Source organism: Arthrobacter sp. B2I5 (assembly GCF_030816735.1).
GTDB lineage: Bacteria > Actinomycetota > Actinomycetes > Actinomycetales > Micrococcaceae > Arthrobacter.
Map to the genome: position 1 here is coordinate 1,999,917 of NZ_JAUSYF010000001.1, position 12,485 is coordinate 2,012,401.

Genomic DNA, 12,485 nt, shown 5'->3' on the forward strand with positions numbered 1-12,485 from the left:
GTGAGCAACCCCGTCTTCTTCACAGCCGCCGGTTCGCTGGACGGCATGGCTGCCGGTCAACTCTTCGTCCTCGAAGGGACGGAGGCGCGCCATGCCGTCACCGTCAAACGGCTGTCCCCAGGCGAAGCGGTGGACATTGTTGACGGCGCCGGCACCCGGATGACCGGGAAAGTCGTCTCTGCCGCCCCCTCCGGCCTCGAGGTGGAGTGCGGGACCCTTACCGTGGAAGACAGGCCGGACATCCGGCTGGTGCTGGTACAGGCCCTGGCCAAGGGCGACCGCGACGAACTGGCCATCGAGACGGCCACCGAACTGGGCATCGACGCGGTCGTACCCTGGCAGTCCGAACGTTCCATCGTCCGCTGGAAGGGTGACCGTGCCGCCCGGGCGCACGCCAAATGGGAGTCCACCGTATCCGCGGCCGCCAAACAAGCCAGACGTGCCTGGATTCCCGAGGTGCGGCCTGCCGTCGACACTGCAGGGCTTTCGGCTGCCGTGGAAGCGGCGGACCTTGCCGTCATCCTGCACGAAGACGCCGTACGGCCGCTGCGCACGGTCTTGGAGGGATGGCAGTCGAGTGCTGGCGCGGGACCCCGTGAAATTCTGCTGATCGTCGGCCCGGAGGGCGGCATCAGCCCGCGCGAAGTAACCAAACTCTGCGATAAAGGCGCCGTGACCGCCCTCTTGGGGCACCATGTCCTGCGGTCCTCCACCGCCGGGCCCGCCGCCGTCGTGCTTGCCAGTGACGTCCTTGGCCGCTGGACGGCTACCGGACCCTAAAGGACCTGGTGTCCTCGTTCCGGTCCGGTTCCCCGCCGGAACCGGCCTGGGCCACCCGCAGCACGTAGTCGCCGGGCGGAAGGTTCAGGGCCAGCGTGAAGACCCCGGCCTGCCCCTGTTCCGCCCCCGCCGTGGTTTCTCCGGTGAGGAAAGGTGCCTTGCTGCCTCCATCCGGTGACTGCAGGATCTGCCAGCGGAGCTTGGCCCCCGGGGACGTGCTGCGGCCAGTGATCTTGACGCTGCCCCCCGCAACGTCGGCGCTCTCCTGCGGGTCAATGATCCAGACCGGGGCCACCAGGCCGGCGGCGCGGGTCATCAGCGCGCCCAGCTGGACGCTGCCAAACGCCACGTAGTCGGTGTGGCCGTCCACAAGGATCCGGACCCGGATCTGCTGGCCCGTGTCGATCAGGCCCGAACTGGCGGCCGCGGCGGTTGCCGTGTAGATCAGTTGCTGGATGGCGCGGGCAGCCATGTCCGCGTCAAGATTGCTGTTGAAAGCGTCGGCGGAAACATCCACCGTGATGACGTCCTTGCCCGAAATCGAGGTGGCCAGTTTGTCCGGGTTCTGCCAGGGCGTGAAGAAGTCAGGGTCCAGCGGCTTCTCCGACATCATGGCCCGGAGGGCGCGGGTGACAGGGTTCTCCTGCTCCGGGACATCGCGGAATTCGCGGTAAAGGAAGATGTTCCCGCCGCTGCGGCCGATCCAATAGACCGGGGCCTTGTTGGAGGACTGCGTGGTTTCCAGCGGGGCGCTGGTGGAAAGCGTATCCGGCATGGTGCCGCCCGTGGCCGGGACCGAGGCGATGGTGCCGGTGGGGGTGGGACCGCCCTCGGCCGTGCATGCCGCCAGGACCGGAACCAGAACCAGGACTCCTGCCAGGACGGCGGGGCGCAGGCGGCCCATGGGTCGTCCAGCCCTTTCGGGCGCAGAGGTTTCCGGCACTGTCCTGCCCTTGTCCTTTCCTGGCGTGGCGGGCCGATCCCCCTGGCGGCCTGGTGTTCCAGCAGATGCTGGATTTCCAGCATTACACAATGGCGCAGCCGCTCCGGCGCTCTTTGCCTTCTCCACGGCAACTGCAACGGGAACGATATGAGGCCGATATGAAGTTGATACCTAAGGCCGCCCCCGGAGCCCCCGTGAGGCTCCTTGCCCATGTTCCATGTTCGAGGTTCCACTGCGGCCGGATATCCGGCCTGGTCCGGTGCTGGCGTAAGATGGAGGGATCGCTGGGGCAAGGAGCACCGGGCAACGGGCGCCGGCATCAGCCAAAGCAAACAAGTGATGTCGATCTTCGAGGGGACCACAGGCCTGCGGGCCAGCACCATGACTGAATCAGCAAATGGTAAGCGCCGGCTCAACACGGGCGACGGCAGTCCGGGGGAATTCCCGCACTCCCTGCCCGGCACCCGGACGGAAGTGGTCCTCTTTGAGAACTCCGACCAGATGGTTCAATCACTTGGCAGCCATGATGAGGCCCTGAGGTTCATCGAAGAGCAGTTCCCGGACGTCAACTTCCATGCCCGCGGCAACGAACTGTCCATCAGCGGCCCTTCAGGCGATGTGCCCCGCATCATGCGGCTCCTCCAGGAAGTCCGCGGCCTGGTGGCCCGCGGCACAGTCATCACGCCTGCGGTGCTGCAGCAGCTGGTGTCCCTCCTGCGCACCCAGTCGCTGCAGAATCCTGTGGACGTGCTCACCCATGACATTCTCTCCAGCCGCGGCAGGACCATCCGGCCCAAGACGCTGAACCAGAAGAACTACGTTGACGCCATTGACGCCAACACGGTGATCTTCGGCATCGGCCCCGCCGGCACCGGCAAGACCTACCTGGCCATGGCCAAAGCCGTCCAGGCGCTGCAGCAAAAAGAGGTCAGCCGGATCATCCTTACCCGACCCGCCGTGGAAGCGGGGGAGCGGCTTGGCTTCCTCCCCGGCACGCTGAGCGACAAGATCGATCCCTACCTCCGGCCGCTGTACGACGCCCTGCACGACATGATGGACCCCGAGTCCATCCCGCGCCTGATGGCAGCCGGCACCATCGAAGTGGCGCCCCTGGCCTACATGCGCGGCCGGACCCTTAACGACGCCTTCATCATCCTCGACGAGGCGCAGAACACCACGCCGGAACAAATGAAGATGTTCCTCACCCGGCTCGGTTTCGGATCCAGGATGGTGGTTACCGGTGACGTCACCCAGGTGGACCTGCCGTTTGGGACGCGTTCCGGGCTGCGGATCGTCGAGGAAATCCTGCAAGGCATCGAGGGCGTGAGCTTCTCTGTCCTGGACGCCGCCGACGTGGTTCGGCACCGTCTTGTCGGGGACATTGTCAACGCTTACAGCATCTGGGATGAAACCCAGCGGAACCGGGTCAAGCATTCAGCCAGCCGGGAAAAACGGGGGGAACACGCGTGAGTATCGAGGTGAACAACGAGTCCGGCGTCCAGGTGGAAGAGTCCGGGCTCGTGGCCCTGTCGCGGTACATTTTTGAGCAGCTCTACATCCATCCGCAGGCCGAACTGTCCATCCTCCTGGTGGACGAGCCGGCCATGGAGAAGCTGCACATTGAACTGATGGATGAACCGGGCGCCACGGACGTGCTCTCGGTACCCATGGACGAACTGACTCCTGGGACGCCCGACCGGCCCACGCCCCAGGGCATGCTCGGCGATATCGCCATCTGCCCGCAGGTGGCGAAGGTCCAGGCCCGGAACGCCGGCCACTCCCTGCAGGACGAGATGCTGCTGCTGACCACGCACGGCATCCTGCACCTGCTCGGATACGACCATGCCGAACCGGAGGAAAAGGCCGAGATGTTCGGGCTCCAGCGGGAACTACTGTCCGGCTTCACCGGCAAAGAAGCACCTGCCGAGACCACCCAGTGACGCAACTGCTCCTGGTCGCGGTGGCATTGGTCTTCCTTGCCGTCGCGGCCCTGCTGACGGCGGCCGAAGCCGCCTTCAGTTTCCTTCCCCGGCACGACGCCGAAGAAGCGCTGCACAAGAGCCGCGGGACCGCCATGCGGCGGATCCTGGCCGAGCCGGTCGCCCACACCAGGGCGCTGCGCTTCTGGCGTGTCTGGTTCGAAATGGCTTCCGCGGTGGCTGTGGCCGTCCTGATCGCCAGCCTGCTGGACAACGTCTGGCTCGCCGGCCTCGTGGCCACCGGCATCATGGCCCTCCTGGGGTTCGTGATCGTGGGTGTTTCACCCCGCCAGCTCGGCAGGCTGCACTCCACTGCCGTGGTCCGCTTCACCGCCCCGATGGTCCGGTTCCTCACCAGTGTGCTGGGGCCGGTTCCGGGCTGGCTTGTGGCCTTGGGAAGTTCGGCGGCCCCCGGGGCTCCCGGCGGTGATGACGCGTTCTTCAGTGAGCAGGAGTTCCGCGAACTCGTGGACCGGGCCAGCGAATCCGACATGATCGAGGACACTGAAGCGGAGATGATCCAGTCCGTCTTCGACTTCGGCGACACCCTGGTGCGGGCCGTCATGGTTCCCAGGACGGACATTGTCAGCATCGACGCCGGCTCCAGCCTGCACCAGGCGATGTCCCTGTTCCTGCGCTCCGGATACTCGCGGATCCCGGTCATCAACGAAAACACGGACCACATCATCGGGATCATCTACCTCAAGGATGTTGCCGCGGTCATCCACCAGCTGGGCACGGACCAGGAACCACCGCTGGTGGAGTCGCTGGCCCGCGAGGTGCGCTACGTGCCGGAGTCCAAACCCGTCAGCGACCTCCTGCGCGAACTGCAGAAGGAGTCCACCCACGTGGCCATCGTGATCGACGAATACGGCGGCACCGCCGGGCTGGTAACCCTCGAGGACCTGATCGAGGAAATTGTCGGCGAGATCGTGGACGAGTACGACACCGAGAGCGCGGAAGCTGTTGCGCTGGGGGACGGGTCCTACCGGGTCAGTGCCCGTATGGGCATCGATGATCTCGGTGAACTCTTCAACCTGGAAATCGACGACGACGAGGTGGACACCGTAGGCGGCCTCCTGGCCAAGGCTCTTGGCCGCGTCCCCATTGTCGGCAGCAGCGTGGAAGTGCAGGGCGTATCGCTGCGCGCGGACCGGCTTGAAGGCCGGCGGAACCGGGTCAGCCATATCATTGCGGCACCGGTACCAAGAGTAGAGACTGACCTTGAAGGCCTCCTGGAAGAGGCCGAAGCAACCCAGCAGGGAGTTCCACGTGAGCAAGAAAAGTAAGGCTGCGGCTCCGGACGACTTCGGCGGATTCCGCGCCGGGTTCTCAGTCCTTGTCGGCAGGCCCAACGCGGGCAAGTCCACCCTGACCAACGCGCTGGTGGGCAGGAAGGTGGCCATCACCTCCGCCAAACCGCAGACCACACGGCACACCATCCGCGGCATCGTCCACCGGGAGGACGCCCAGCTGATCCTGGTGGACACGCCGGGCCTGCACCGTCCCCGCACCCTGCTCGGCAAGCGCCTGAATGACCTCGTCGCGGATACCCTGGCGGAGGTGGATGCCATCGGTTTTTGCCTGCCGGCCAATGAGAAGATCGGCCCCGGCGACAAGTTCATCGCCGCGCAGCTTGCCGCCGTCGGCCGCAAACCGGTGATCGCCATTGTCACCAAGGCTGACCTCGTGGACAAGCAGGCGCTGACGGAACAGCTCCTCGCCGTGGCGGCACTGGGGCGTGAGGTGCTGGGGGAGGACGGCTGGAAGGACATTGTTCCGGTGTCCGCCACGGATGGCTTCCAGGTGGAAACTGTTGCCGACGTGCTGATCAGCCACATGCCGCCGTCGCCTCCCCTGTACCCGGACGGCGAATTGACGGATGAGCCCGAGGCAGTCATGGTGGCGGAACTGATCCGGGAAGCAGCCCTTGAGGGCGTCCGGGACGAGCTTCCGCACTCCCTGGCCGTGGTGGTGGAGGAAATCGTCCCCCGGGAGGACCGGCCGGACGACAGCCCCCTGCTGGATGTCCGCGTCAACCTCTACGTCGAGCGGCCGTCCCAGAAGGCCATCATCATCGGCAAAGGCGGCAGCCGGTTGCGTGAAGTCGGGACCAACGCCCGCAAGGGCATCGAAGCACTCCTGGGCACGCGCATCTACCTGGACCTCCACGTCAAGGTGGCCAAGGACTGGCAACGCGACCCGAAACAGCTGGTCAAACTGGGCTTCTGACCCACGAAAAGAACGTTCACAGGAGCGCGGCAGGCAAGATTTCCAGACTGGACCACTAAAATGGACCGGATTTCGTATTTAGAGGAAGGTTCACCACGTGGGTCGAGGCCGCGACAGACGCGACAACGAGGCTGACCTGTCAGCCGGACCGGGACCGCTGTCCCGCCACGCGGACAGCCATGATGTGGGTGCCGCGCGGCACCTTGGTCCGCTGCGCGGAATGCCGCTCTGGCTGAAAGCCGTGACAGGCGTGGTGGCGCTGGTCCTCGTGGCCGGGATCGTCTTTGCCGGGTTCTGGTTCTTCCGGCTCCAGAGCAACATCTCCAAGGCGCCGCTGAATGCCGGCGGCGAGAGCACGGAGTCTCCGGGGAACGATGCCACGGGCAGACTGCAGATCCTGATTCTTGGCTCGGACACTCGGGACGGGAAGAACTCCGGATACGGCTCCGCCGATGATTCCACCGGCTACGGCAAGTCCGATGTGATGATGCTGATGGACATCTCCGAGGACAACAAACGCGTCAACGTCATCAGCTTTCCCCGTGACCTGCTGGTGGACCTTCCCGATTGCAAGGACAAGAAGACCGGCAAGGACTACCCCGCACGCACCGGCGTGATGATCAATGAGGCCATGAGTGAGGCCGGCATCGGGTGTGCGGTGGACACCGTCAACAAGCTCACCGGCATGCAGGTGGACCACTTCATGATGGCCGACTTCAACGCCGTGAAGGAGCTCTCCAATGCGGTGGGTGGAGTGGAAGTCTGCATCAGCGACGCCGTCTACGATCCTGATTCCCGGCTGCGCCTGCCCGCCGGAACATCATCCGTCCAGGGTGAGATGGCGCTTGCCTTCCTCCGCACCCGCCATGCTTTTGCCGACGGCGGCGACCTCGGCCGCATCAAGGCGCAGCAGGGTTTCCTCTCATCGCTGACCCGCAAGATCAAGGACGATGGAACGCTGTCCGATCCCGCGAAGATGCTGAAGATCGCGGACGTCGTCACCCAGAACCTGACAGTGGATGACGGGCTGGCCTCGGTCCCCACGCTGCTGACGATCGGCAACCGCCTCAAGGACATCGATATCGGCAAGGTGGCGTTCGTGGCCGTACCCACCACGCCGGCGCCCATCGATCCCAACCGGTTGGTCATCGCCGAGCCTGCGGGCGCACAGCTGTTTTCGGCAATGCGGAAGAATGTGGACCTGACCGACCCCACGGCCCCCACCACGCCGTCGCCCACGGAGACGGCAACACCCTCTCCCGCCCCCACCGAAACAGCCCCGCCGGTGCCGCCCTACAACAAGGCCATCCAGCCTGTAACCGTTGCCAACGGAAGCGGCGTGAACGGCCGGTCCCAGGAAATCGTGCAGGCGTTGGTGGCAGGCGGCTTCACCCAGACAGGCCAGTTCCTTGCGCAGCCCGTGACCAAGACAGCGGTGTATTACGGCAATGGCTTCGAGGACGTGGCAGCCGATGTCGCCGCGTTGCTGGGAATTCCTGCCACCCTCATGATTCCGGCTCCCGCTGTGTCGGGCGTGCAGGTATATGTTGGCAGCGACTTCCCTTCCGGCACTGCCTACGAAGCAGGTGGCAGTCCTGCGGCCGCCTTGCCCCAGGACATTGTCAACCAGACCGCCGGGGACAAGGTCTGCCAGCAGGCCAACCCCGAACTGATCGTTCGCTAGTAGCGTTTAGGGCTGCTGCAACCGCAGGCAACGCAAACGGGGCCCCGCCGGCAAAGGCGGGGCCCCATTTCTGTTGTGGTGTTACCAGATGCTGACCCGCTCGGCCGGCGGCATCCACATGCCGTCCTCTGCGGTAACCTCGAACGCTTCGTGGAAGGGGTCCAGGTTCCGGGCGATGGCATTGGTGCGGAACTCGTTGGGGGAGTGGGGATCGGTGGCAAGGCGCCGGATGGCCTCTTCCTGGCGGATGACCTGCCGCCAGCCTGCCGCCCAGGAAGCAAAGAAGCGCTGCTCACCGGTCAGCCCGTCCAGGACCTCCGGTTCCTTGCCGTCCAGGCTGATCCGGTAGGCCTTGTAGGCGATGGTCAGGCCTGCCAGGTCGCCGATGTTCTCGCCAAGCGTCAGCCGGCCATTGACATGGTGTCCGGGGGCGGCGGTGGGGGAGAGCGCCTCGAACTGGGCCACGAGCCGCGCCGTCAACGCCTCAAAGGCCTGGCGGTCCTGGTCCGTCCACCAGTTCCGGAGGGTCCCGCCGCCGTCGAACTGTGAGCCCTGGTCATCAAAGCCGTGGCCAATCTCGTGGCCAATCACGGCACCGATGCCGCCGTAGTTGACGGCATCGTCGGCGTCGGCGGTAAAGAACGGGGGCTGCAAAATGGCGGCAGGGAAGACAATTTCGTTCATCATCGGGTGGTAGTACGCGTTGACCGTCTGTGGAGTCATCAGCCACTTGTTCCGGTCCACCGGCTTGCCCACCTCGTCCAGGTGCCGGTCGACGTCGGCATTGTGTGCGCGTTCGACGTTCCCCAGGAGATCCTCGGGATCGATCTCCACGGCTGAATAATCGATCCACTCGTCCGGGTAGCCGATCTTGGCCCGGAAGGCCTCCAGCTTCCGGAGGGCTTCGGCTTTGGTGTCCCCGCCCATCCAGCCCACGTCGTTGATGCTGCGGCGGTAGGCCTCAATGAGGTTGTCCACCAGGGTCTGCATCCGTGCCTTGTGGGATTCGGGGAAATGGCGTGCCACGTAGATCTGGCCGACGGCTTCACCCAGTGCGGATTCGACGACGGCCACACCGCGCTTCCACCGGTCCTTGTTGCGGGGCGTGCCGCTGATCGTGGTGCCGTAGAAGGCAAAATTGGCATCCACGAACGCTGATGACAGGTAGGGCGCCGCGGCGCTGATGACGCGCAGGGCCAGCCACTCCTGCCAGGTTGCCACCGGAACTTCGTCCAGGAGCCGGGCTGCGCCCGTGAAGAAGTCAGGGGTGCTCACCACGATTTCCGTACGCTTGTCCCCGTCGATTCCCGCAGCCTCGAACCACGTGGGCAGGAGGGGGAACAGGCTGGCGGCTTCATCCGCCGTCTTAAGGTTGTAGGTCTTCTGTGGATCCCTGAGGGTGACGTTGTCCCAGTGGTGGGACGCGAGCTTCGTCTCCAGTCCAACAACCCGCCCGGCTGCACCATGGGGATCGGCTACACCTGCCAATTCGAACATCTTCTCCACGTGCGCCGTGTAGGCCGACACGATGGGGGCAAACTTCTCTTCCCGGTAGTAGGACTCGTCGGGAAGGCCCAGGCCGCCCTGCCCGGTGTACAACAGGACCCGGTCTGGGTTTCCCGCATCGGGGGCGGGGTAGATGTAGAAGAGGCCGCCTACGTCCGCCCGGAACAGCCGGCCCGCCAGTGCGATGAGCTCCGATACCGAGCCGGTGGCGAACACGTCGCCGAGCCGCCCGCGGATTGGCTCCATGCCCTTGCCTTCGACCGTCGCTTCGTCCATGAAGCTGTTGTAGAGGCCGCCGATTTTCCGCTCGATCCCGCTGGCGCCGGAGCCTTTGGCCGCCGCTTCCTCGATGATGTCCCGGACTGCGATCTCGGATCCGTCGCGAAGCGCGGTAAAGGTTCCCTCCAGTGGCCGGTCGTCGGGAATCTCCGTGGCTTTCAACCAGGCGCCGTTGACGTGCTGGTAGAGGTCATCCTGCGGCCGGACTGTGTGATCAATGGTGGACAAATCGATCCCCGATATGGGCACTGCAACTCCTTTTGCTGGGACGCCTGCGTCCGGCTGTACACCGGAGGCGTCTGCATGCTGGACTTCACGGACGGTAGTGCCCTTTCATCTTACGCACCCGTGTTACCCTCAAAGAGTGCGTGCAGAACTCCTTCTCCTTAGCTGCCGCGGCGAGGCCACAGACGCTATCTAGCGCACGGCCCACCCTCGCTGCGGAGTTTGTGTTGCCCGGCCACCCTTTCACTGAAGATCGATAGAAAAGGCCACGAACATTCATGCGAAACGCACAAAAGCCCTCAGGAATGCCCGCCCACCGGTATACGCCCTTTCAGGACCAGATCAAGGTCGAGCTGCCGGACCGCACCTGGCCTGACAAGGTCATCACCAAGGCCCCGCGCTGGTGCGCGGTTGACCTGCGCGACGGCAACCAGGCCCTGATCGACCCCATGAGCCCGGCCCGCAAGATGAAGATGTTCGACCTGCTGGTCCGCATGGGCTACAAGGAGATCGAGGTCGGTTTCCCGTCCGCTTCGCAGACGGACTTCGACTTCGTCCGCCAGCTCATCGAAGGCAACCACATCCCGGACGACGTCACCATCCAGGTCCTGACACAGGCCCGGGAACACCTGATCGAACGGACCTACGAGTCCCTGGTGGGTGCCAAGCAGGCCATCGTGCACCTCTACAACTCCACGTCCGTGCTGCAGCGGCGCGTGGTCTTCAACCAGGACGAGGACGGCATCCTGGACATCGCCCTCCAGGGTGCCCGGCTGTGCAGGAAGTACGAGGAAACCCTCGCCGACACGCACGTGACCTACGAGTACTCCCCGGAGTCCTTCACAGGCACCGAGCTCGAGTACGCGGTCCGGGTCTGCAATGCGGTCGCCGATGTATTTGAGGCTTCCGCCGACCGCCAGGTCATCATCAACCTGCCCGCCACGGTGGAAATGGCCACCCCCAACGTCTACGCCGATTCCATTGAATGGATGAGCCGGCACCTGCACCCGCGCGAAGGCATCATCCTCTCCCTGCACCCCCACAATGACCGGGGAACGGGCGTGGCCGCGGCGGAGCTGGGCTACATGGCCGGCGCGGACCGGATTGAGGGCTGCCTCTTCGGCAACGGTGAACGCACCGGCAACGTGGACCTGGTGACCTTGGGCCTGAACCTGTTCGTCCAGGGCATTGACCCCATGATCGACTTCTCCAACATCGACGACGTCCGCCGCACCGTTGAATACTGCAACCAGCTGCCGGTCCCGGAACGTTCGCCGTACGGCGGCGACCTGGTGTTCACCGCCTTCTCGGGCTCCCACCAGGATGCCATCAAGAAGGGCTTCGAGGCGCTGGAGCGCGACGCCGCCGCGGCCGGCAAGCCCGTGGACGACTTCACCTGGCAGGTTCCGTACCTCCCCGTCGACCCCAAGGACCTGGGCCGCAGCTACGAGGCCGTGATCCGGGTCAACTCCCAGTCCGGCAAGGGCGGCGTGGCCTACCTGCTGAAGAACGAGCACAGCCTTGACCTGCCGCGCCGCGCCCAGATCGAATTCTCGGGCGTCATCCAGCGCCGCACCGACACTGTAGGCGGGGAAGTCAGCGGAGCGCAGCTCTGGCAGATCTTCCAGGACGAATACCTGCCCTCGGGCAAGTCTGACGGGCAGTGGGGGCGCTACTCCCTGGGCGGGGTCAAGACTGAAACGGATGACGACGGCGGCATGACGCTCCACGCGTCGCTCACCATCGATGGCGCCCAGGTCAGCCGGACGGGCACCGGCAACGGTCCCATCGCGGCCCTGCTGAATATCCTGCATGAGGACGGCGTGGACGTCCGCGTCCTGGACTACAGCGAGCACGCCCTGTCCGAAGGCGGCAACGCCATGGCAGCGGCCTACGTTGAATGCGCAGTGGGGGAGCGGGTGCTGTGGGGCGTGGGCATCGACGCCAACACCAGCATGTCGTCCCTCAAGGCCGTGATCTCCGCAGTCAACCGCGCCATCCGGGACGCCCAGGCCTGATACCTGCCGGTGGTGCCGCCGGTGCAACCGGCAGCACCACCGCCGCCTGGCAGCGCACTGCCGGGCAGGATGGGAAGATAGAGCGTGGTCCAACAGTCTTTCGCCTCCCGGGCGTACCGGGACGACGCCGTAGTGCTTCGTACCCACAAGCTGGGCGAGGCGGACCGCATCATCACCCTCCTGACAAAACACCACGGGCAGGTCCGGGCCGTGGCCAAGGGGGTCCGCCGCACCAGCAGCCGTTTCGGTGCCCGGCTCGAGCCCTTCATGGTGGCCGACCTCCAGTTGGTGTCCGGCCGGACCCTGGACATCGTCACGCAGGCCGTCGCAAAGGGTGCATACGGTGGCAGCATCGCCGCGGACTACGGCAGGTACACGGTTGCCGCCGCCATGACCGAGACGGCGGAGAAACTCACGGACGTCGATGGCGAGGCCGGCACTGCGCAGTACAACCTGCTGGTGGGGGCCCTCGCCGCACTGAGCCGTGATGAACATGCCGCGGGCCTCATCCTGGATTCCTATCTTCTGCGCGCCCTTGCCACGGGCGGGTGGGCGCCCAGTTTCACCGATTGCTCCCGCTGCGGCCTGCCGGGCCCGCACACGGCGTTCTCGGCGCCCCTTGGCGGCATTGTCTGTGCCCAGTGCCGCCCACCCGGTTCGCCCGCCCCTGCCCCGGAGACCGTTACGCTGCTGGCAGCGCTGCTGACCGGGGACTGGTCGACGGCGGACGCGTCCTTGCCCCAGCACCGCAAGGAAGCAGCGGGCCTGGTGGCCGCGTACTTGCAATGGCATCTGGAACGAGTACTGAAATCCCTCAAACATGTGGAGCGTAGCTGACA

General features: G+C 65.2%; 10 protein-coding genes. 8 read left to right on the forward strand and 2 right to left on the reverse strand.

What is annotated here, in order from left to right; all coding sequences use genetic code 11:
• Positions 1–780 carry a 16S rRNA (uracil(1498)-N(3))-methyltransferase gene (locus QFZ60_RS09560; protein ID WP_307090050.1) on the forward strand — a complete coding sequence of 260 codons (780 nt, stop codon included), beginning with the start codon at positions 1–3 and terminating at the stop codon, positions 778–780.
• Here QFZ60_RS09560 and QFZ60_RS09565 read toward each other — a convergent pair.
• Positions 767–1,684, reverse strand: a complete 918-nt coding sequence (locus tag QFZ60_RS09565; RefSeq protein ID WP_307090052.1) for a GerMN domain-containing protein — start codon at positions 1,682–1,684, stop codon at positions 767–769. The genes QFZ60_RS09560 and QFZ60_RS09565 overlap by 14 nt on opposite strands.
• Positions 1,685–2,104: 420 nt before the next feature.
• Between QFZ60_RS09565 and QFZ60_RS09570 the strand changes: the two genes are divergently transcribed.
• The 5 genes from QFZ60_RS09570 to QFZ60_RS09590 all read left to right on the forward strand — a co-directional run bounded on the left by QFZ60_RS09570 (position 2,105) and on the right by QFZ60_RS09590 (position 7,618).
• Complete coding sequence (locus tag QFZ60_RS09570) at positions 2,105–3,193, forward strand: PhoH family protein (protein ID WP_307090053.1); 1,089 nt, start codon at positions 2,105–2,107, stop codon at positions 3,191–3,193.
• Positions 3,190–3,663 (forward strand): rRNA maturation RNase YbeY, encoded by a 474-nt coding sequence (gene ybeY, locus QFZ60_RS09575; RefSeq protein WP_142121934.1) that lies wholly within the window; start codon positions 3,190–3,192, stop codon positions 3,661–3,663. Before QFZ60_RS09570 ends, ybeY begins: the two co-directional genes overlap by 4 nt.
• Positions 3,660–4,991, forward strand: a complete 1,332-nt coding sequence (locus QFZ60_RS09580) for a hemolysin family protein (protein WP_142121932.1) — start codon at positions 3,660–3,662, stop codon at positions 4,989–4,991. Before ybeY ends, QFZ60_RS09580 begins: the two co-directional genes overlap by 4 nt.
• Positions 4,975–5,934: a GTPase Era gene (gene era, locus QFZ60_RS09585; protein ID WP_142121930.1), complete on the forward strand. Its 960-nt coding sequence runs from the start codon at positions 4,975–4,977 to the stop codon at positions 5,932–5,934. The genes QFZ60_RS09580 and era overlap by 17 nt, the downstream gene beginning before the upstream one ends.
• Before the next feature lie 97 nt (positions 5,935–6,031).
• Positions 6,032–7,618 carry an LCP family protein gene (locus QFZ60_RS09590; protein WP_307090057.1) on the forward strand — a complete coding sequence of 529 codons (1,587 nt, stop codon included), beginning with the start codon at positions 6,032–6,034 and terminating at the stop codon, positions 7,616–7,618.
• Positions 7,619–7,699: 81 nt separating this feature from the next.
• Here QFZ60_RS09590 and QFZ60_RS09595 read toward each other — a convergent pair whose 3' ends face one another.
• The gene (locus QFZ60_RS09595) at positions 7,700–9,652 is read right to left on the reverse strand and encodes a M13 family metallopeptidase (RefSeq protein ID WP_307090059.1); all 1,953 of its coding nucleotides are present in this window, start codon (positions 9,650–9,652) and stop codon (positions 7,700–7,702) included.
• A gap of 254 nt (positions 9,653–9,906) precedes the next feature.
• Between QFZ60_RS09595 and leuA the strand changes: the two genes are divergently transcribed.
• Together leuA and recO are read left to right on the forward strand one after the other, a co-directional pair.
• On the forward strand, positions 9,907–11,646 hold the full coding sequence (leuA, locus tag QFZ60_RS09600) for a 2-isopropylmalate synthase (protein ID WP_142121925.1): 1,740 nt from the start codon (positions 9,907–9,909) through the stop codon (positions 11,644–11,646).
• An 84-nt stretch (positions 11,647–11,730) separates the two neighbouring features.
• The gene (gene recO, locus QFZ60_RS09605) at positions 11,731–12,483 is read left to right on the forward strand and encodes a DNA repair protein RecO (RefSeq protein WP_307090062.1); all 753 of its coding nucleotides are present in this window, start codon (positions 11,731–11,733) and stop codon (positions 12,481–12,483) included.
• Positions 12,484–12,485 lie beyond the last annotated feature (2 nt).